This is a genomic window from Sphingobacterium composti, from assembly GCF_009829075.1.
Classification (GTDB): domain Bacteria; phylum Bacteroidota; class Bacteroidia; order Sphingobacteriales; family Sphingobacteriaceae; genus Sphingobacterium; species Sphingobacterium composti.
Map to the genome: position 1 here is coordinate 178,252 of NZ_WUQZ01000002.1, position 22,728 is coordinate 200,979.

Annotated in this window: 16 protein-coding genes; 6 read left to right on the plus strand and 10 right to left on the minus strand. The window is 35.8% G+C overall.

Features of this window, described 5'->3' with window-relative positions:
• Nucleotides 1-124: 124 nt before the first annotated feature.
• On the minus strand, nucleotides 125-1,888 hold the full coding sequence (sppA, locus tag GOQ17_RS02150) for a signal peptide peptidase SppA (protein ID WP_159634126.1): 1,764 nt from the start codon (nucleotides 1,886-1,888) through the stop codon (nucleotides 125-127).
• Between the two features lie 78 nt (nucleotides 1,889-1,966).
• Here sppA and folK point away from each other — a divergent pair, with 78 nt between their 5' ends.
• From folK to lolA1, 4 genes are all read left to right on the plus strand, one after another.
• On the plus strand, nucleotides 1,967-2,452 hold the full coding sequence (gene folK / locus GOQ17_RS02155; protein ID WP_159634129.1) for a 2-amino-4-hydroxy-6-hydroxymethyldihydropteridine diphosphokinase: 486 nt from the start codon (nucleotides 1,967-1,969) through the stop codon (nucleotides 2,450-2,452).
• Nucleotides 2,452-2,799, plus strand: coding sequence for a hypothetical protein (locus tag GOQ17_RS02160; RefSeq protein WP_159634132.1), 348 nt, complete (start codon nucleotides 2,452-2,454; stop codon nucleotides 2,797-2,799). Before folK ends, GOQ17_RS02160 begins: the two co-directional genes overlap by 1 nt.
• Before the next feature lie 152 nt (nucleotides 2,800-2,951).
• Nucleotides 2,952-5,636, plus strand: a complete 2,685-nt coding sequence (locus GOQ17_RS02165) for an FtsK/SpoIIIE family DNA translocase (RefSeq protein ID WP_159634134.1) — start codon at nucleotides 2,952-2,954, stop codon at nucleotides 5,634-5,636.
• A 2-nt stretch (nucleotides 5,637-5,638) separates the two neighbouring features.
• The gene (gene lolA1, locus GOQ17_RS02170) at nucleotides 5,639-6,292 is read left to right on the plus strand and encodes an outer membrane lipoprotein periplasmic chaperone LolA1 (RefSeq protein WP_159634137.1); all 654 of its coding nucleotides are present in this window, start codon (nucleotides 5,639-5,641) and stop codon (nucleotides 6,290-6,292) included.
• Between the two features lie 55 nt (nucleotides 6,293-6,347).
• Here the strand turns inward: lolA1 and GOQ17_RS02175 are convergent, their stop codons facing one another.
• Nucleotides 6,348-7,712 (minus strand): MFS transporter, encoded by a 1,365-nt coding sequence (locus tag GOQ17_RS02175; protein WP_201288485.1) that lies wholly within the window; start codon nucleotides 7,710-7,712, stop codon nucleotides 6,348-6,350.
• 39 nt (nucleotides 7,713-7,751) lie between these two features.
• The gene (gene uxuA / locus GOQ17_RS02180) at nucleotides 7,752-8,918 is read right to left on the minus strand and encodes a mannonate dehydratase (protein WP_159634140.1); all 1,167 of its coding nucleotides are present in this window, start codon (nucleotides 8,916-8,918) and stop codon (nucleotides 7,752-7,754) included.
• Nucleotides 8,919-9,151: 233 nt separating this feature from the next.
• Here uxuA and GOQ17_RS02185 point away from each other — a divergent pair, with 233 nt between their 5' ends.
• Complete coding sequence (locus tag GOQ17_RS02185) at nucleotides 9,152-10,153, plus strand: sugar kinase (protein ID WP_159634143.1); 1,002 nt, start codon at nucleotides 9,152-9,154, stop codon at nucleotides 10,151-10,153.
• A gap of 3 nt (nucleotides 10,154-10,156) precedes the next feature.
• Complete coding sequence (locus tag GOQ17_RS02190; RefSeq protein ID WP_159634146.1) at nucleotides 10,157-10,792, plus strand: bifunctional 4-hydroxy-2-oxoglutarate aldolase/2-dehydro-3-deoxy-phosphogluconate aldolase; 636 nt, start codon at nucleotides 10,157-10,159, stop codon at nucleotides 10,790-10,792.
• Between the two features lie 74 nt (nucleotides 10,793-10,866).
• Here GOQ17_RS02190 and rpoC read toward each other — a convergent pair whose 3' ends face one another.
• The 7 genes from rpoC to GOQ17_RS02225 form a co-directional block, all read right to left on the minus strand.
• Entirely contained in the window at nucleotides 10,867-15,141 is a 4,275-nt protein-coding gene (gene rpoC / locus GOQ17_RS02195) for a DNA-directed RNA polymerase subunit beta' (protein WP_159634149.1), read from the minus strand.
• 72 nt (nucleotides 15,142-15,213) lie between these two features.
• Nucleotides 15,214-19,023 carry a DNA-directed RNA polymerase subunit beta gene (rpoB, locus tag GOQ17_RS02200; RefSeq protein WP_159634152.1) on the minus strand — a complete coding sequence of 1,270 codons (3,810 nt, stop codon included), beginning with the start codon at nucleotides 19,021-19,023 and terminating at the stop codon, nucleotides 15,214-15,216.
• A 158-nt stretch (nucleotides 19,024-19,181) separates the two neighbouring features.
• Nucleotides 19,182-19,559, minus strand: coding sequence for a 50S ribosomal protein L7/L12 (rplL, locus tag GOQ17_RS02205; RefSeq protein ID WP_002992785.1), 378 nt, complete (start codon nucleotides 19,557-19,559; stop codon nucleotides 19,182-19,184).
• 77 nt (nucleotides 19,560-19,636) lie between these two features.
• Nucleotides 19,637-20,155 (minus strand): 50S ribosomal protein L10, encoded by a 519-nt coding sequence (gene rplJ / locus GOQ17_RS02210; protein ID WP_159634155.1) that lies wholly within the window; start codon nucleotides 20,153-20,155, stop codon nucleotides 19,637-19,639.
• A gap of 2 nt (nucleotides 20,156-20,157) precedes the next feature.
• A complete protein-coding gene (gene rplA / locus GOQ17_RS02215; RefSeq protein ID WP_159634158.1) occupies nucleotides 20,158-20,856 on the minus strand; it encodes a 50S ribosomal protein L1 in 699 nt (232 codons plus the stop codon).
• 22 nt (nucleotides 20,857-20,878) lie between these two features.
• Nucleotides 20,879-21,322 (minus strand): 50S ribosomal protein L11, encoded by a 444-nt coding sequence (rplK, locus tag GOQ17_RS02220; RefSeq protein ID WP_159634161.1) that lies wholly within the window; start codon nucleotides 21,320-21,322, stop codon nucleotides 20,879-20,881.
• 179 nt (nucleotides 21,323-21,501) lie between these two features.
• Nucleotides 21,502-22,692, minus strand: coding sequence for a DUF5009 domain-containing protein (locus GOQ17_RS02225; RefSeq protein ID WP_159634164.1), 1,191 nt, complete (start codon nucleotides 22,690-22,692; stop codon nucleotides 21,502-21,504).
• Nucleotides 22,693-22,728: the final 36 nt, after the last annotated feature.

Below are 22,728 nucleotides of genomic sequence, written 5' to 3' on the forward strand. Positions count from 1 at the left end.
TTCGAAGGCTATATAAGTTATATAAACAATATTTATCCTTGAAAAATTTTTATTAGTTAAGTTGATTAAAGCTGTAAATATATAAAAAGCAAAGAAATATTTATATCTCTTTGCTTTTAAGTAGTTAATAAATTTCTATAGAATAAGGCAATCGAGCTTGAATCCCAGTATTTTGTATGATTTTCTGAAGCTCGCCAATATATTTCTGGTACTCGCCAAGTTCTTCTCCTATCATGTAAGTCTTGATTTTGTCTTTAGAGTTGGAAAGAATAGAAGCAAATGGTTCAGTTTTTACTGGATACTCTTTCGTAAAATATGAAGTTATTTTACCTTTCGTAGCAGCTGCTTGTATAGCAGCATTCAAATTTCCAATTTTATCAACCAAACCAATTTTCAAAGCCTGATCGCCTGTCCACACTCGTCCTTGACCAATACTGTCAACTTGTGCCACCGTCATATTACGACCTTTAGCCACTCGATCTATAAATGTACTATAAACATTATTTACCTCTACTTGAATAATAGCTTTTTCTTCTTCCGTAAGTGGCTTATCCATACTTCCCATTAGACTAGCATATTTACCGGTTTTAACCTCTTCAAATTTTATTCCTAGCTTATTGTTTAATAAATTTTTTGCATTTGGAATCAACCCAAACACACCTATAGAGCCTGTCAATGTAGTTTTTTCAGCAAATATTGAATCTGCGGCTGCCGCAATATAATAACCACCAGATGCAGCATAGTCTCCCATAGAAACAACAATTGGCTTTACTTTTTTAGTTAATTCAACTTCTCTCCATATAATATCTGAAGCTAAAGCAGAACCACCTCCCGAATTAACGCGCAACACAACAGCTTTAACTTTATCATCTTGACGTAGTTTTCGTAATTCACGAGATATCTTGTCACCTCCAATCTCACCTACATCTCCTGCGCCATCCACAATATCACCATAAGCATATAATACCGCAATTTCGTCAGTCCCCTTAGATTCTGTCTTTTTTCCTCCATATTTCGTCACCGAAACAATAGAAATATCATCTTTCTCCTTAATATCTAATCTCTTTTTAATTTCTGCTATTAGCTCATCCTTATACAATTTACCATCTATAAATTTGTATTTTAAAGCATCATCAGCATTGCGAACTGCATATGTATCTGCATAATAAATCAAAGAATCTTTATTTATTTTTCTTCCCGCAGACAAATCATCCAAGAAAGCGTCGTAAATGCTATTTAAGTAAGATGTAACTTGAAGTCTATTTGCTTCACTCATAGAATTTAACATAAAAGGTTCTACAGCAGATTTGTATGTCCCTACTTTGATGACCTGCATATCTACACCCAATTTGTCCAAAGCATCTTTCATAAACATCGTACTCGAACTTAATCCTCTAAAGTCCAAAGTTCCCTGAGGATTTAAATATACTTTGTCCGCAACAGAAGCTAGATAATAGGCTTTTTGAGAATATCCATCACTGTATGCTACAATAAATTTATCAGATGATTTGAAATCTACTAATGCATCGCGAATTGCCTTTAGTGTAGCAAACCCAACACCTACTGTAGTAGGATTAATGAAGATACCTTTAATATTATTATCTGTCTTAGCAGCCTCAATACGCGCCAAAATATCATTTAATCCTATTTCATTGGAAGATATTCCCAATGGTAAATCTAAATCACTAAATGGATTTGATTCAGATTTTTCAGTAATATTGTAGTCCATTGAAAGAACCAAAACAGAATTAGCTGGAGCGGGCATACTGGATTCTTTTGATGCGGTAGAAACCATCACCGCAATAAAAAATATAAATGCAAAGAACAAAAGCACACCTGTAATTAAGACTCCCGTAATAGTAGCAAGTACTTGTTTGAAAAAATTCATATATTATAATTTATTTAAGTAATAAATTTACTGCATTAAAACGGAAAACAAAGAAAAATTATCATATACACGAATTAAATGAATACCATCTATATTTTGCTTGGAGCAAATCTTGGCAATCCAGAAGAACAATTGTTGAAAGCCATAGATCTGCTCAATAAAAGACTTGGCAGTGTCACAAAAACATCTTCATTATATGAATCTGAAGCTTGGGGAGTAGAAGATCAACCAGCATTTCTAAATCAAGTTATAATTTTGACCACAAATAAGAATGCCCAAGAGTGCTTGGATATATGCCAAGAAATCGAACAGGAGTTGGGTAGAATTAGAAAAGAAAAGTGGGGAGCAAGAAAAATAGACATTGATATACTTTATTTTAATTCAGAAATCATGGATACACCAGGTCTAATTATACCTCATCCATATATTCAAGATAGAAAATTCACTTTAGAGCCACTTTTTGAGATTGCTCCAAGCTACAAACACCCAAAATTAAATATTACTAATGAACAATTATTATTAAATTGCACAGATAACCTGAATGTTAAAAAAATTAATAAATAATGAGCTTTCAAATTATTAATCTGGATGCTATCAACCAATCCATGCTTGGAAATCCAGATTTGATTAAGGAATTAGTTAATCTATACATCGTACAATCACCAATTGATTTTAATGCATTAGAAGAATCTTTAGCGACGGGTGATAAATCGTTGATTCGCGAAAGAACCCATCATATAAAGCCAACAATGCAATATATTGGTGCATTAGGTTTACTTCAAGATTTTCAAGCCTTAGAGAATTTAGCTCGAGAAGATGCTCCTTTGTCTGAGATAGAAACTTTATTTCAAGCAATCAAACCTAAATTCCAATTAATGTTAACAGAACTTACCCTTCTTTCGACTAGTTAATTTTTCAATATATAACGCCATATAAAGGCTATTCAAATTTAAGTATAAGTGTAGTTCTTGAAGTAAAATCTACAAGGATGAAGTAATACTAAAAATCAACAAATCTTATGCGATATTTTTAATAAGTTTGTATTGGAATAGAATACATTTACATGGCATATAAGGGCAATTCATTTAAAAATAATACGCAAAATAAGAGTTCTAGAGAATCTAAAAATGCTGCTAAGCCATCGAGCGCACGAAGAGAGCCGATCCTGAAGCCATTTAACACTATAGATTTTTCGGAAGGACAACGCAAAGCATTAAAAATAGCTGGATTATTCTTAATCTTATGTGCTTTTTTATTAGCAGTAGCCTTTACCTCCTATTTATTCACTTGGAAAGAAGATCAAAGCTACATTAGCGCAACAAATGGTTCTTGGGGCACCTTATTTAGTACGAGTGAAGAGTTAGCTGATGAAGGCTTAGAGGCGCCCGTAGTTCAAAACAAATTAGGGAAACTAGGCGCATTACTTGCAAATCAATTCATATTCGAATGGTTTGGTGTTGCATCCTTTCTATTTGTACTATTAGCTTTTGTATTAGGCTACAAATTTTTATACCAAAAATCTCTACTTCCTATTTGGAAAACTGTATTATATTCTATACTTGGTATTATATTTCTTTCCATTACATTGGGCTTTATTCAAGATTATATATTAGATACTCCACATATCCTTGAAGGAAAATTTGGGTATTGGACGAATCAATTGCTAAATGCACAAATAGGTAAATTTGGTGTTGGCGGTATCATTATTTTCGCCTATTTGACAGCATTGGTTCTCATATACAACTTAGATCTCAAATTTGCTTTAAGTAATTTAGCTCCATCGAAAGATGATGCGGAAGATTTTGATTTAGTTGAAGACAAACCAATAAGTAAATCAAACACAATTACAACTCCAGTTGCTAAAGTAGAAACTGAACAAGAAGAAAACATAGATGGTGCAGTCATTGAAGTTTCCAATACTTTGAGAAATGTAACTTCAGATAGCAATCATACATCTGTCAATGACAGGTATGCAAATCTTCGCACTACACCTATTGAGGAAGAGGAATTAGATTTAGATGAGGATGAAAATACTTCAAGTATAGGTTTTGAAACAAAAAATAAAACAAATACAGTAGAAGCTGAAAATTCCATTAATCTTTCGGTAGATGCACCTTTACAAATAGAAACTCCAGCTGAGGAAACTATCACAGAAGAAGTGTCTCTAGCTGTAGAGGAAGTTAGAGAAGAAAAACAAATTACCGCTAATGATCTAGTTGCACAATTTGGTGAATACGACCCTAAATTAGATCTCTCTGGCTATCAATATCCAACTTTAGACTTGTTAAAAGAATATGGTACGGGTAAGATTACAATTAATCAACAAGAACTCGAAGCAAACAAAAACCGTATTGTAGAAACCTTGCGCAATTACAATATCGAAATTGAGCATATAAAAGCTACTATCGGTCCTACGGTAACCTTGTATGAAATTATCCCGAAACCTGGTGTTCGTATTTCCAAAATCAAAAACTTAGAAGATGATATTGCATTGAGTTTAGCCGCGTTGGGTATTCGTATTATTGCTCCGATGCCTGGCAAAGGTACTATTGGTATAGAAGTTCCTAACAGTTCTCCAGAAATGGTATCGATGCGTTCGGTATTAGCAACAGAGAAATTCCAAAAAACGGATATGGATTTGCCTATAGCGTTGGGAAAAACCATTTCCAATGAAGTCTATATTGCCGACTTAGCAAAAATGCCTCACCTTTTAGTGGCGGGTGCCACAGGTCAAGGTAAATCCGTAGGTATTAATGCAATTTTGACTTCTTTGCTTTATAAAAAGCATCCAGCAGAATTAAAATTTGTCTTAGTTGACCCTAAAAAAGTAGAACTTTCTCTATTCAAGAAAGTAGAAAGGCATTTCTTGGCAAAACTTCCAAACGAAGAAGAAGCCATTATTACAGATACAAAAAAAGCAATCAATACATTGAATTCACTTTGTATCGAGATGGATCAACGTTATGACTTATTAAAAAACGCGCAAGTTCGTAATCTAAAAGAATATAATTCAAAATTTATCAATCGCAGATTAAACCCTGAGGAGGGTCATCGATTCTTACCATTTATAGTTCTTATTGTTGATGAGTTTGCGGATTTGATGATGACTGCTGGTAAAGAAGTCGAAGCACCTATTGCACGCCTAGCACAATTGGCACGTGCAATTGGTATTCACCTAGTCATTGCGACACAACGTCCTTCGGTAAATATTATTACGGGTACCATCAAAGCTAATTTCCCTGCACGTCTAGCATTTAGGGTGTTATCTAAAATAGATTCACGTACGATATTAGATTCAGGAGGTGCAGACCAATTAATTGGTCGTGGTGATATGTTGTTGTCCTCGGGCTCTGATTTGATTCGTATCCAATGTGCATTTGTAGATACACCCGAAGTGGAAGATATTTCTGATTTCATCGGCGGCCAACGTGGCTATCCTTCTGCATTTATGTTGCCAGAATATGTAGATGAGTCTGGTGAAGGATCGGGTTCCATGGATTTTGATATGTCCGATAGAGATGCTTTATTCGAAGAAGCTGCTCGTCTTATCGTCATGCATCAACAAGGCTCTACGTCGCTTATTCAACGCAAGCTGAAATTAGGCTATAATAGAGCGGGAAGAATCATCGACCAACTGGAAGCTGCGGGTATCGTAGGTCCATTTGAAGGAAGTAAAGCAAGGGAAGTTTTATATCCTGATGAGTATTCTTTAGAACAGTTTTTAGAAACGTTGAGAAAAGATAATTAAAAATGAAAAAACTGTTATTATCATGCGCATTATTAGGTAGCACATTGTTGTCATTTGGACAAACAGATGCTGCCGCAAAAAAGATTTTAAATGAGGTATCTAAAAAATACAGCTCATACAAAACTATTCAATCGGATTTTAGCTTGAGTATTCAAGACGCTAATAAGAAAACACATACAACAAATGGTGTAATGTATTTTAATAAGCCAAAAAATCAGTATGCAATTTCTTTACCTGATCAAGAAATTATTTCTGATGGCAAGTCTGTTTGGAATATTTCAAAAGACATTAAAGAGGTTCAAATTTCAGAGAATGAGAATAATGATAAAACGATTGGCCCCAACAATTTATTCAACTTTTATCAAAAAGGTTATAAGTATGTGTTGATGCCTGACGAAAAAATCATTAGACAAGGTAAGTCAGAAATGGCTAAAGTAATTGAACTATCTCCAGAAGATACAAAGACAAATTATTTTAAAATCAAATTACGTATCAACAAAAACAACCATATTCAAGATGTGACGATTTTTGATAAATCAAGCAATAAATATATCTATACTATCAATACTTTGTATTTAGGGAAAAACTTTGGACCTCAAATGTTTTCCTTTTCAAAAGATAAATATAAAGACTACGAAATCGTAGATTTAAGATAAAACAACAAATGCTAGTACTGAACTAGCATTTGTTGTTTATAATATTATGTGATTACTAATATACATCAACAACTTTCATCTTAGGAACTAGAGCTTTCATAATAAACCAAGCCAGAATATAGGATACAGCACATATACTGAACATAATTGTATACCCAGTGTCAATGTTACCTAAGGCTTCATATTTATCAAATAAATATCCTCCTAACTTCGACATAACCACACCTCCCATTCCTCCAGCCATTCCTCCTATTCCGGTGACTGACGCAACTGTCGTTTTTGGGAACATGTCGGACACAGTGGTAAAAATATTGGCGGACCAAGCTTGGTGTGCAGACGCTCCAATGCCAATTAAGAGGACTGGTACCCAGAACGAAACCTCTCCAAAAGGCTGTGCTAATAATACTACCAAAGGAAATAAAGCGATAATCATCATAGCTTTCATTCTACCATCATAGGCATTATAACCCTTATTGATATAATACATTGGAAACCACCCTCCTCCAATACTTCCAAACATAGTCATACTATACAATACAGTTAAAGGAAGCATAATTTGGGTTCCTGTCATAGCATATTGATCTTTTAGGAATGATGGAAGCCAAAATAGAAAAAACCACCATACGCCATCTGTCATAAACTTCCCGATGGCAAATGCCCAAGTTTGTCTAAAACTTAATAATTTGTACCATGAAATTGTAGGTTTTATCTCTTTCCCACAATCATCTTCAGTTTGAATAACTGTATCACTATTAATGTATTCCAACTCTGCTAGGGACATTCTCCTTTGCTTGGAAGGTTTGTCATAGAATATAAACCAAAAAATTAGCCAAAGAAAACCTACTACACCTACAAGCCAAAAAGTTGACTGCCATCCCCATTTCATTGCCATCCAAGGAACAGTCAAAGGAGCTAAAATAGCTCCTACATTAGTACCTGAATTAAAGATACCAGTTGCTAAGGCTCGCTCTTTTTTCGGAAAGTATTCAGCTGTAGTTTTGATAGCTGCAGGAAAATTTCCAGACTCTCCAAATCCCAAAAGAATTCGCGATACCATAAAACCAACAACTGACACAGAAAGTCCTGTGATGCCCAAAACACCTAATACTGTTACAGAAAATTCACCAATTTGAACAGCGTACGCATGTAATATAGCTGCAATAGACCAAATAATAATTGCCCATGCAAATCCCTTTTTTGTTCCTAGTCTATCTATAAAACGACCAGCAAATAACATTGCAATTGCATATGAGAATTGAAAAGCTGCAGTAATATTGGCGTAATCCGATTTGCTCCATCCAAATTCCTCTTCAAGAGTAGGGTGCAATAGACTTAATACTTGTCTGTCCAAATAGTTTATTGTTGTTGCAAAAAATAGCAAGACACATATTGTCCACCTGTACTTTCCAATATTCCCCATAATTCAAAATTTATAATTTGGTTGTTGTATAATATTAGTTTATCTACCCAAGATTCCCAATTCTAATCCTCTCAATTCAGCGAGTCCCCTTAATCTCCCAATGGCTGAATATCCCGGATTGGTTACTTTTTTTAAATCATCTAACATTTGATGGCCATGATCTGGTCGAAATGGAATAGCTATATCTCTTTTTTGGTTTTCTTCCAAAATTACACGCATCACACTATACATATCTACATCCCCATTCAAATGATCAGATTCGTAAAAATTACCTACGTCATCTTTCCTTACATTTCGCAAGTGAGTAAAATAAACCCGCTCTTTAATTAATTCAAAAATGGATAGTAAATCATTATTAGAATTTGCACCTAAAGATCCTGTGCAAAAGCAAAAACCGTTAAATGACTTATCAACAGCTTCTAAAATAGTTCTGTAATTCTCCTGATGAGAAACAATTCTTGGTAATCCAAGTATTGGAAATGGAGGATCATCTGGATGTATAGCCATTCTGACCCCAACTTCTTCACAAGTATTTGCTATTTCATTCAAAAACCAGATTAAGTTATTTTTCAAACCTTCAGCGCCTATATCTTTATAGATATCAATACTATTGATTAAGTCTTGTATTGAAATATCCTTTTCCGAAGGGATTCCCATTAAAATATTCTTGATTAAGACATCTTTATCAGCTTCTGAAAGATTTACAATTTTATTCTCCACTTCCCTAAGCACAATATCAGAATAATCATTATGCGCATCCATTCTCTTCAGAATATGGATATCAAATAATGCTAAGTCAGCCCAATTAAAATACAATGCCTTAGATCCATCTTGCATTTGATATTCAAGATTAGTACGTGTCCAATCAAGCACAGGCATGAAATTATAGCAAACAGTAAAAATTCCACATTCAGCCAAATTTCGAAGTGTTTGTTTGTAATTCTCAATATAGTTTATAGCATTATTGGATTTCGTTTTTATAGCTTCGTGTACTGGGACTGATTCTACGACAGACCATACCAAGCCTGCGGATTCAATTTGGTTCTTTCTTTTCAAAATATCTGCTATCGGCCAGATTTCACCATGAGGTATATAGTGTAGTGCTGAAACGATACCTGTAGCTCCAGCTTGCTTTACATCCGACAGACTTACTGGATCATCTGGGCCATACCACCGCCAGCATTGTTCTAATCTTTTTTGTGTCATTAAATTTTAATCTACTAATACTATCCTCAATACTTTTTGTTTAAAAAGTTGTGATCGTGAACGAAAGATGTGAGGTAATGTGGTTTATAATTATCATAAAGGTGCTAATATCCATGTATAATAAAAAACAATTAAAAGCATTTTTTTACGATAACGATTTCGCAGAATTAGACTTACCCGATTTAGATTATTTTACAAAGTATTCGTATTTTGGATAATTATGAGAGCATATTATGAATAAACCTAATAATAGAGTGCTATGTTTTGGGGAGTTATTAATCCGTTTACAATCGTCCGCTAATTCACTTTTTACTGCTAACGATAATAAGGTAAAAATTTATCCTGGAGGTTCTGAAGCAAATGTAGCTGTTACTCTTGCTAAGCTAGGTGTACCCACATCATATTTTACTGTATTACCAAAAAATCAACTTACCGAAGAAATAGAAAATATTATAGTAGAAAATCAAGTTAATATTTCTAAAATATTACATGCGGGTGATCGCATAGGAACATATTATTTACTATCAGCGAATGGGTTGACAAATGGAGAAGTTATTTATGATCGAAAATATTCTTCTTTTAGTCATTTAACTGTGAAAAGTACAGATTGGGATAGTATCTATGATGGAATTGAGTGGTTACATTTTAGTGCGATAACACCAGCATTAAGTGAAAATTTAGCAGAATTGACAGAACTCGCTTTAGATGAAGCGTTGAAAAGAAATATTACAATTTCTGTAGATTTAAATTACAGAAGTAAATTATGGCAATATGGAAAAAAACCTATTGAAATCATGCCCAAATTAGTTCGATATGCTGATATAATAATGGGTAATATTTGGGCAGCTCATAAAATGTTAGGCACTAGTATTGAACTTTCTTTAGACCGAAATACTGCGAAAGAAGAATATGTACAGTATGCAAATAAAGTTGCCATTGAGCTTATGGCTAAATTTCCAAAAGCAAAGCATATTGCAAACACATTCCGATTCATGGATACCTCTCACCATAATCTATTTTATGGAACATATCATACTCCTAATTTGAATGTGTTTTCAGAAACAAAAGAAACTTTTAAAGTCGTAGACCGTATTGGAAGTGGAGATGCTTTTATGGGAGGCTTAATTTATGCAATAATAAGAAACTTATCTCCACAAGAAATTATTGAGACAGCGACTTCGGCAGGTTTTGAAAAACTATTTGTAGAAGGTGATTTTGGAAATGGTAAGATATAAAATATGAATGTAATTGAAACTATAAAAGAATTTCCCATCATACCAGTATATTATAAGGACGATGTAGACGAATGTATAGATACATTAACACATTGTTACCAAGGTGGAATTCGAGTATTTGAATTTGTGAATCGCGGAGATAAAGCTTTAGAAAATTTTAAAGCTTTATTGACATACAAGAATGAACATTTTATCGATCTTAAACTAGGTATCGGAACAATTAAAACAATTCAACAAGCAAAAGAATTTGTAGATGCAGGAGCAGAATTCCTTGTAAGTCCAATTATAAAATCAGAAATTGCGTCTTTAGCGAAAGAATATGGTTTAGAATGGATACCCGGATGTATGACACCTACAGAAATCGCTTTAGCAGAAGAACTGGGAGTGAAATTAGTAAAGCTATTTCCTGGCGAAACATTAGGTACCAGTTTTTTAAAATCAATAAAACCCTTATTTCCCAATTTAAAATTTATGCCGACAGGAGGAGTAGATATTACAGAAGAAAGCATTAAATCTTGGAAAAATGCTGGTGTCTATTCCGTTGGTTTGGGGTCTAAATTATTTTTGGAACCAACAAATTCTTATAATGATAATTGGTTGGTAGAACGATGCAGCAAATTACTTGAATGGGCTAAATAATTGCGATTTAGATATAAAATACGTAAGGCTTTCCAAAATTTGGAAAGCCTTACGTATTTATCATGAGAAGAAGATTAATCTTCTTCTTTCGAAGCTAATAATTGATCATACTCTTCACGAGAACCAACAATAATATTGCTGTACGAACGTAAACCAGTACCTGATGGAATCAAGTGACCAACAATTACGTTTTCTTTCAATCCTAATAAGTTATCACGTTTACCTGCGATAGCTGCCTCATTCAATACTTTAGTAGTTTCTTGGAAAGAAGCAGCTGAGATGAATGATTTAGTACCTAACGAAGCTCTTGTAATACCTTGTAGCATTGGACTTGATGTAGCAGGAACAGCATCACGAACTTGAACCAATTTCAAATCTTGACGTTTCAAGTTAGAATTTTCTTCACGCAAAGCACGTAAAGTAACAATCTGACCTGGACGTAATTTGTTTGAATCACCAGCATCTACAACTACTTTCTTATCAAATAATGAATCATTTTCCTCCATAAAATCCCATTTGTTTACTGCTTCTTTTTCTAAGAAACGAGTATCTCCTGGATCTTCGATGTGAACTTTTTGCATCATTTGGTGAACGATAGTTTCGAAGTGCTTGTCGTTAATTTTTACACCTTGAAGACGGTATACCTCTTGAATACCATTAACGATATATTCTTGTACTGCAGCAGGACCTTTGATATTCAAGATATCACCAGGAGCTATCTGACCATCTGACAATGGCATACCCGCTTTGATAAAGTCATTATCCTGTACTAAGATGTGTTTCGAAAGTGGAACTAAGTATTTTTTAATTTGACCATCACGAGATTCGATAGAAACCTCACGATTACCACGTTTTACACCACCTAAAGTTACTACACCATCAATCTCTGTTACAACAGCTGGATTTGAAGGGTTACGTGCTTCGAATAATTCCGTTACACGAGGAAGACCACCTGTAATATCTCGTGTCTTACCTGTAGAACGAGGAATCTTAACTAAGATAGCACCTTCTTTTACTTTCTGACCATCTGATACTGAAACGTGAGCTCCAACAGGAATGTTGTATGAACGAATTACTTCACCTTTGTTATCAAGAACTTTGATAGTAGGGTTTTTCGTTTTATCACGAGTTTCGATAATTACTTTCTCCTTGTGACCAGTTTGCTCATCTGACTCCTCACGGAAAGTAACACCTTCGATGATCGCATCAAATTCAACCTTACCAGCAAATTCAGAAATAATTACCGCGTTATATGGATCCCAATCAACAAGTTTTGCACCTTTTTCAACCTTCTCTCCTTCTTTCACGAATAAATTCGATCCATAAGGGATAATTTGTTGGTAAAGAACTTTACCATTGTTAACGATTTTGATCTCACCCGAACGACCTAATACAATTTGGTATGGTCCTTCTTCACCTTCCTTTTCTACTGTACGTACGTTTTCGAATTCGATTGTACCTTCGTATTTAGCAATAATCGCTGAATCAGAAGCAATGTTAGAAGCTGTACCACCCACGTGGAACGTACGAAGTGTTAACTGAGTACCTGGCTCACCAATTGATTGAGCTGCAATTACACCGACAGCTTCACCTAATTGAACACGTTTACCAGAAGCTAAGTTACGGCCGTAACAACATGCACATACACCGCGTTTAGACTCACACGTCAATACAGAGCGAATTTCTAAACCTTCGATACCTGCTGCATCGATAGCCTCAGCCACTTCTTCAGTGATATCATCGTTTGCTGCTACGATTAATTCGTTAGTCTCTGGATGGTACACATCATTCAATGGTGTACGACCTAAGATACGATCGTATAATGGCTCAACGATATCATCATTGTCTTTTAATGCCGTTGTATAAATACCTCTTAAACCTCCACAGTCAAAATCAACTACGATCATGTCTTGTGCTACGTCATGTAAACGACGAGTCAAGTAACCAGCATCTGCCGTTTTCAAGGCTGTATCGGCAAGACCCTTACGCGCACCGTGAGTAGAGATAAAGTATTCTAATACCGAAAGACCTTCTTTGAAGTTTGACAAAATCGGGTTTTCGATAATTTCACCACCAGAAGAACCTGATTTTTGAGGCTTAGCCATCAAACCACGCATACCTGCCAACTGACGAATCTGCTCTTTCGAACCACGCGCTCCTGAATCCAACATCATATATACAGAGTTGAAACCTTGATTATCATTCGAAAGAATATCCATCACGTGTGCAGTCAACTTATTGTTGATACGTGTCCAAATATCGATAATTTGATTGTAACGCTCGTTGTTTGTAATGAAACCCATATTATAGTTATTCATTACATCTTCTACCTCAGCAGTAGCTTGAGCAATTAATTCAGTTTTAGCCGCAGGAATTTGAACGTCTTGTAAGTTGAACGATAGACCTCCTTTGAATGCTGTTTGGAAACCTAATTCCTTCATATCATCCAAGAATTGAGCTGCACGAGCCATACCTGTATTCTTCACGATATCACCGATTACATTACGTAATGATTTTTTCGTCAAGATTTCGTTGATAAAACCAACTTCTTCAGGAACAATTTGGTTGAAAATTACACGACCTACAGTAGTTTCGATAATTTTTTGAACCAACTCGCCATTTTCGTTCAAATCTTTTGCTCTTACCTTAATCCAAGAGTGAAGATCTACTTGCTTTTCATTTAAGGCAATAATTACCTCTTCTGGAGAATAGAAAGTACTTCCCTCCCCTTTCATCTTACGATTTTCATCAGATTTACGGCCTTTAGTAATATAATAAAGACCTAATACCATATCTTGAGATGGTACTGTAACTGGAGAACCGTTTGCAGGGTTAAGGATATTGTGTGCTGCCAACATTAAGATTTGGGCTTCCAAAATTGCAGCATTACCTAATGGTAAGTGAACCGCCATCTGGTCACCATCAAAATCGGCGTTGAACGCTGTACACACTAATGGGTGTAATTGAATCGCTTTACCTTCTACTAATGTAGGTTGGAAAGCTTGAATACCCAAACGGTGAAGCGTAGGCGCACGGTTAAGTAACACTGGGTGTCCTTTTAATACATTCTCCAGGATATCCCATACGATAGGATCTTTACGATCCACGATTTTCTTAGCCGATTTTACAGTTTTTACAACACCACGTTCGATCATCTTACGAATGATGAATGGTTTGTAAAGCTCTGCAGCCATATCTTTTGGAAGACCACACTCGTGCAATTTCAAGTGAGGACCTACGACAATTACCGAACGAGCAGAGTAATCCACACGTTTACCTAATAAGTTTTGACGGAAACGACCTTGTTTACCCTTCAAAATATCAGATAAAGATTTCAACGCACGGTTACCTTCTGTTTTCACAGCGTTAACTTTACGTGAGTTATCAAATAACGAATCAACAGCCTCTTGAAGCATACGTTTTTCGTTACGTAAGATTACCTCTGGTGCTTTGATCTCGATCAAACGTTTCAAACGGTTGTTACGGATAATCACACGACGGTATAAGTCATTCAAATCCGAAGTAGCAAAACGACCACCATCTAAAGGAACTAATGGACGTAACTCTGGTGGAATAATAGGAACGATTTTTACGATCATCCATTCTGGACGATTTTCGATACGGTCTCTAGAACCACGGAAAGCTTCCACAACGTGAAGACGCTTTAAAGCCTCATTTTTACGTTGTTGAGAAGTCTCATTAGCAGCTTGGTGACGCAAATCGTATGACAATTGATCTAAATCAATACGTTTTAACAATTCTTCTAACGCCTCAGCACCCATTTTTGCAACGAATTTTTGAGGATCGTTATCGTCTAAGTATTGGTTTTCTTTTGGTAAAGTATCTAAGATATCTAAATACTCTTCTTCTGTCAAGAAATCCATGTAAGAAATACCATCATCTTCTTTAATACCCGCTTGGATAACTACGTATCTCTCGTAGTAGATGATCATATCTAATTTCTTAGTAGGAAGACCTAATAAGTAACCAATTTTATTAGGAAGAGAACGGAAGTACCAAATGTGCGCAACAGGAACTACTAATGCGATGTGTCCCATACGCTCACGACGTACTTTTTTCTCCGTAACTTCAACACCACAACGATCACATACGATACCTTTGTAACGGATACGTTTGTATTTACCACAGTGACATTCGTAATCCTTTACAGGACCGAAAATACGCTCACAGAATAAACCGTCACGCTCTGGTTTGTAAGTACGATAGTTAATCGTTTCTGGTTTAGTAACCTCACCACTTGAACGCTCCAAAATAGTTTCTGGAGAAGCTAAGCTAATCGTGATTGAAGTAAAGTTACTTTTAATTTTATTATCTTTTTTGTAAGACATACGTTGTATAACTTAAAGATGTATGTTAGAGCATAAGAGGCTCAACACCTCTTATGCTTGAATTTTACTTGATTAATCTAATGTGATATCTAAACCTAAACCACGCAACTCGTGTACTAATACATTGAATGATTCAGGGACAGATGGAGTTGGTAAGTTGTTACCTTTTACGATAGCTTCGTAAGTTTTAGCACGACCTACAACATCATCCGATTTCACAGTTAAGATCTCTTGTAAGATGTTAGATGCACCGAATGCCTCAAGCGCCCAAACCTCCATCTCACCAAAACGTTGTCCACCGAATTGAGCTTTACCACCCAATGGTTGTTGTGTAATCAACGAGTAAGGTCCGATAGAACGAGCGTGCATTTTGTCATCAACCATGTGACCTAATTTCAACATGTAGATAACACCCACAGTAGTTGGTTGATCGAAACGATCACCAGTCAAACCGTTGTACAAATATGTACGACCTGATTTAGGTAATCCTGCTTTCTCTACCCACTCTTCTACTTGATCCATTTCAGCACCATCGAAGATTGGAGTAGCGAACTTCACGCCTAATTTTTGACCAGCCCATCCAAGAACTGTCTCATAAATCTGACCTAAGTTCATACGAGAAGGTACACCTAGAGGGTTCAATACAATATCTACTGGAGTACCGTCTTCTAAGAAAGGCATATCTTCATCACGAACAATACGTGCTACGATACCCTTGTTACCGTGACGACCAGCCATCTTATCACCCACTTTCAACTTACGCTTCTTAGCAACATAAACTTTAGCCATCTGAACAATTCCAGAAGGAAGCTCATCACCTACAGAAACTGCAAATTTATCACGTTTGAAAGCACCTAACTCTTCATTCAATTTGATATTGTAGTGGTGAAGTGTCAACTTAATCAACTCATTTTTATCTTCGTCAGTAGTCCATCCAAACGGATTAATGTTCGCATAGTCTAAATCTGTTAAGATTTTTTGAGTGAATTTAGCACCTTTAGCCACTAACAACTCTTTGTATACATTATAAACGCCTTGGCTTGTTTTACCATTCACGATAGTGAATAATTTTTCTACCAAACGCTCCTTTAATACTCTTAAGTTTTTCTCATGAGCTACTTCTAATTTCTCTAAAGCTTTTCTTTCAACTTCTTTAGACATTTTCTTCGCACGAGAGAATAATTTAGTATCAATCACTACACCTTTGATTGAAGGAGGAGTTTTTAAAGAAGCATCTTTTACGTCACCAGCTTTGTCACCAAAGATCGCGCGTAATAATTTCTCTTCTGGTGAAGGATCTGATTCTCCTTTTGGCGTAATTTTACCAATCAAGATATCACCTTCGCCAACCTCTGCACCTACACGGATAATACCGTTTTCATCTAAGTCTTTAGTAGCCTCTTCAGAAACGTTAGGGATATCAGCCGTTAATTCCTCTTCTCCACGTTTTGTATCACGTACTTCCAATTCAAACTCTTCGATATGAAGTGAAGTGAAAATATCTTGAGATACTACCCTCTCAGAAATTACAATCGCATCCTCAAAGTTATATCCTTGCCAAGGCATGAAGGCTACTTTTAAGTTACGACCTAATGCTAACTCACCATTTTCAGTTGCATAACCTTCACACAACACTTGACCTTTAGTCACTTTTTGACCCTTCTTAACGATTGGCTTTAAGTTGATACAAGTATTTTGGTTGGTTTTCTTGAACTTGATTAATTTATATGTTTTGATATCATCGTCAAAATTAACTAAACGATCATCATCAGTACGCTCGTAACGAATTTTGATTTCTTCCGCATCAACGTATTCAACAACACCATTTCCTTCAGCATTGATCAATGTTCGAGAATCTGAGGCCACACGACCCTCTAATCCTGTACCTACAATAGGAGCTTGAGGACGCAACAATGGTACAGCTTGACGCTGCATGTTCGATCCCATCAACGCACGGTTAGCATCATCATGCTCTAAGAATGGAATCAATGAAGCCGCGATTGATGTAATTTGGTTAGGAGCAACGTCCATGTAATCCAATTTCTCAGGTTCGATAATTGGGAAGTCACCTTCGTATCTTGCTTTTACTTTTGGATCCTCAAAGTTACCTTTATCGTCATAATAAGCATTCGCTTGTGCTATTGTTTTACCATCCTCATCTTCAGCTGATAAATATACCACAGGCTCATCCACTACTACTTTACCGTCTCTTACTTTACGATAAGGAGTTTCGATAAAACCTAAGTTGTTAATCTTAGCATGAACAGATAATGATGAAATCAAACCAATATTTGGTCCCTCTGGAGTCTCGATAGTACACAAACGACCGTAGTGCGTATAGTGAACGTCACGAACCTCGAAACCAGCACGCTCACGTGAAAGACCACCAGGACCTAATGCTGATAGACGACGTTTGTGCGTAATCTCAGCTAATGGGTTTGTTTGGTCCATGAACTGAGAAAGCTGATTCGTACCGAAGAACGAATTAATTACCGAAGACAATGTACGAGCATTGATCAAATCAGTAGGTGTAAATACTTCGTTGTCACGAATGTTCATACGCTCACGTATAGTACGTGCCATACGAGCCAAACCAACACCGAACTGTGCGTACAATTGCTCACCAACAGTACGTACACGACGATTTGACAAGTGGTCAATATCATCCACTTCAGCTTTAGAATTGATCAAGTTGATCAAATACTTCACAATAGCGATGATATCTTGACGAGTCAAGACTTTAGTTTCAGGATCAGTATCTAACTTCAACTTACGATTGATACGGTAACGACCAACATCACCTAAATCATAACGTTTGTCTGAGAAGAATAAACGATCGATGATACCACGTGCAGTTTCCTCATCAGGTGGTTCAGCATTACGTAATTGACGATAGATATGTTCTACCGCTTCCTTCTCTGAGTTAGAAGTATCCTTTTGTAAAGTGTTATATATAATTGAATAATCTGCATTGTTTGCCTCATCTTCTTTTGCTAAGATAATAGACTTAACACCAGCCTCGATGATCAAATCAATGTGATCTTCTTCTAGTACAGTTTCACGTTCAAAGATGATTTCGTTACGATCGATAGATACAACTTCACCAGTATCCTCATCTACGAAATCTTCTGTCCATTTATTTAATACCCTTGCCGCTAAACGACGGCCAACGTATTTTTTAAGACCCGTTTTACTAACTTTTACTTCGTCAGCTAAATCGAACAATTCTAAGATATCCTTATCCGAATCGTAACCGATAGCACGCAATAAAGTAGTAACTGGGAATTTCTTCTTACGATCGATATACGCATACATAACGTTATTCACGTCAGTAGCGAATTCAATCCAAGATCCTTTAAAAGGAATTACCCTTGCTGAATAAAGTTTTGTACCATTTGTGTGTCTACTCTGACCAAAGAAAACACCAGGAGAACGGTGTAGCTGAGATACGATTACACGCTCTGCACCATTGATAACGAAAGTACCTTTTGGTGTCATGTATGGAATTGTACCTAAGTAAACATCTTGTACGATAGTTTCGAAATCTTCGTGTTCTTCGTCATTACAAGACAACTTCAATTTTGCTTTCAAAGGCACGCTATACGTTAAGCCACGCTCAATACATTCTTGAATATCATAGCGAGGAGGATCAATAAAGTAATCCAAAAACTCTAGCACGAATATGTTTCTTGAATCAGAAATAGGGAAGTTTTCCGCGAAAACCTTGTACAACCCTTCCTGATGGCGATTATCAGAAGTAGTTTCTAATTGAAAAAACTCCCTGAAAGACTCCAATTGCACGTCCAAGAAATCCGGATAATCAATTACCTTCTTACTTGTAGCAAAGTTTACTCTTTCGTTTTGAATATTATTGTTTGCCAAGGGAATAAGATTTTAGTTTAAAAAAACTGAACTTAATTTTGCTGTTTGTGTGATTATTCATACGCCAGCACACGTATGAAAAGACTAATATTATATTAAAACGGGAATAGACTCTGATAAATTATCAGAGTCTAATCTCGTTTTGGTGGTATTTGAAATTATTTAATTTCAACTACAGCACCAGCTTCTTCTAATTGTTTTTTCAAAGCTTCAGCTTCGTCTTTAGAAACACCAGCTTTTAATTCTTTAGGAGCACCGTCAACTAAATCTTTAGCTTCTTTCAATCCTAAACCAGCTAAGTCTTTTACTAATTTAACTACAGCTAATTTTTGACCACCAGCTTCTTTCAAGATAACGTCAAATGATGTTTTCTCTTCAGCAGCAGCAGCGCCACCTTCAGCTGGAGCAGCAGCAACTGCAACAGCAGCAGCAGCAGGCTCGATACCGTACTCGTCTTTTAAGATATCAGCTAATTCTTTAACTTCTTTTACCGTTAAGTTAACTAACTGTTCAGCAAGTTGTTTTAAATCTGCCATTTTATTTTGATTTTTGAATGTTCTTTAAAAATATTGTTAATAAAACTACGAACTTTTCTTTATGTATAAGGAGTTCGTTAACCTCTTTGTTCTAAAGTCTTTAACACACCTGAAATTGTATTTCCGCCCGATGAAAGAGCAGAGATAACGTTTTTCGCTGGTGATTGAAGAGCCGCAATAATATCTGCAACAAGTTCCTCTTTCGATTTAAGAGTTACTAAAGCATTTAATTGATCGTCACCCACAAAAGCAGTTTCTTGAATATATGCTGCTTTTAATACGGGCTTGTCACCTGCTTTACGTAATTCTTTGATTAATTTCGCTGGAGCATTACCTGTCTCAGAGAATAATAATGTAGAAGCACCTTTCAATACGCCTACTAATTCTTCTGATTCGATACCCGCTTCGATTAAAGCTTTCTCAATTAAAGTGTTTTTAGCCACTTGCATGATAATACCTGCATCGAAACATTTACGACGGATTCCATTGATTTTTTCAACAGTTAAATCAGCAGTGTCAGTAATATAGAAGTTACCGTAAGATTTAATCTGCTCTGCTAAAGCTTGAACAATTTCTTGTTTTTCTTCTTTTCTCATGATTAAATACCTGCTACTGATTTAGTTTCTACATGAATACCCGGGCTCATCGTAGATGAGATATGGATACTCTTGAAGTATGTTCCCTTAGCTGCTGAAGGTTTTAATTTAGCGATTACTTGCAATACTTCTAATGCATTCTCGTAAATCTTCTCTGCTGGGAAAGACACTTTTCCTACCGAAGTATGGATGATACCTGTTTTGTCAACTTTAAAATCGATCTTACCGCCTTTTACATCTGTTACAGCTTTACCTACTTCTGTAGTTACTGTACCAGTCTTAGGGTTTGGCATTAAGTTTCTTGGACCTAAAATACGCCCCAATTTACCTACTTTAGCCATTACCGAAGGCATAGTGATGATAATGTCAACGTCAGTCCAACCACCTTCAATTTTGCTGATGTACTCATCAAGACCTACATAATCTGCACCTGCAGCTTTAGCTTCTTCTTCCTTATCAGGAGTAACTAATGCTAAAACGCGAACAGTCTTACCAGTCCCGTGAGGTAACGTCGCAATACCACGAACCATTTGATTCGCTTTACGTGGATCTACGCCCAAACGTACGTCGATATCCACTGAAGCATCAAATTTTGTTGTAGTAATTTCTTTCACTAAAGCAGAAGCTTCAGCCAAAGTATACGCTTTACCAGCTTCAATTTTGGATAGTGCCGCTTTTTGATTTTTTGTTAATCTAGCCACTTTCTTAAACTGATTTCGTTAATTAATTTTTCCAAGGAGCGTCACCTGTAACAGTGATACCCATACTACGCGCTGTACCAGCTACCATGCTCATTGCAGATTCTACAGTAAAAGCATTTAAGTCAGTCATTTTGTCTTTTGCAATCGTCTCCACTTGCTCCCAAGTAATAGCAGCAACTTTTTTACGATTTGGCTCACCTGACCCACTTTTTAATTTAGCAGCGTCTTTCAACTGAACTGCCACCGGTGGAGTTTTGATGATAAAATCAAATGACTTGTCAGCATAAACAGTAATCACTACTGGTAATACTTGACCTGGTTTGTCTTGCGTACGAGCATTGAACTGCTTACAGAAATCCATGATATTCACACCCTTAGCACCCAAAGCAGGTCCTACTGGAGGTGATGGATTTGCTGCACCGCCCTTTACTTGTAATTTTACTAACGCACTGACTTCTTTTGCCATTTTGTTTTGAATTTAATTTGTTAAATGTTTGTTAGTAAGTTGGAAGCAATACTTGTAACATTTATATCGAATAGCGTTAAAACATTAGTTTTCACAACTAAACGAGGTGCAAAGATAATAAGAATATTTGAATCCCAAAATAGTATGAAAGAAATATTTTTATAAAAGCATTTACGATTTTACAATTTCAACTGAACATAAATTCTTTTCAAGAGGATTGCTAACCAAAGCATAGCATACGCCCATACTAAAGAACCTACAATGCACCAAATAGGGTTACCAACATACTTATAAAAGAAAACTGGAGAACTATATGTCCATATTATTAAGTAAACCACATCAGGAATAATATAGGTAGTTAGGGAATTTTGACCTGCTTGCAAAAAGATACCAAGACCATTACTTAATTTTCGAATATCTACTATATAATAAATTAAAGCAAATAAAAGAAGGCTAATACCATTACATATCAAACCCCAACTGGGGGTGGCGTATATTTTTGAAATTATAAACCAATTACGTAGAAAAAAACCTAACACTAAGCTAACAACAGCCAATAACAATACATTTCTAATCAATATGGAAGGAACATTTTTATACTGCCGAATAAGCATACCAATCAATACGCCAGTCAATACTATAAATGGGATATTACCTTCTAATACGACATTGAATACTGGATTAAGAAACATCAGAAAATCCAACATATTGGAACTATAAAAGATATTTAAACCCAAAAAGAATAAACATAAAATTCCACATTTGAGTATATTATCTTTACACCATAAAGCACTCAACGCTCCTACTAAATACCCCCAACCTATTAAGCCTAGAATTCCCCACCAGCCTCTCACTAACCAACCTATCTCTCCTTCCACACCTGATCGAAAAGTAATGGTCAAAAATAGCAGCAATAACACTCCTATAACCTGCAGAGCTTTAAACAATATATCCCTTTCAACTTTTTTAGGGTAATTATTCCACACCATAAATATAGCAGAATATAGTATTATTGCCCATACAAATTTACTTATACCTACATATTCCTCATATAATTTTCCTTTATTAAAAATCAACAAACTTATAACAATAAGACTGGCCGACCGGAATAATATATGCCCAATAATGGCATACAAACTATCTCCTATCCTTTGACGATTAGCAATTGCAAATGGTATTGAAACACCCACCATAAATAGAAAACCTGGAAAAACCCAATCAGACAAACCCATGCCATCTTCATGCGCTTCCGTATGCAAAAGCCACTTTGGAACCCCTTTAATATATAGGTCATTGACAAATAGCATTAGAAATAAGGTAATTCCTCGCATGATATCTATAGACAACAGTCTAGTATTTAAATTGGACATGGTAGATAATTCAGGTTTTATAAATATAGACAATAG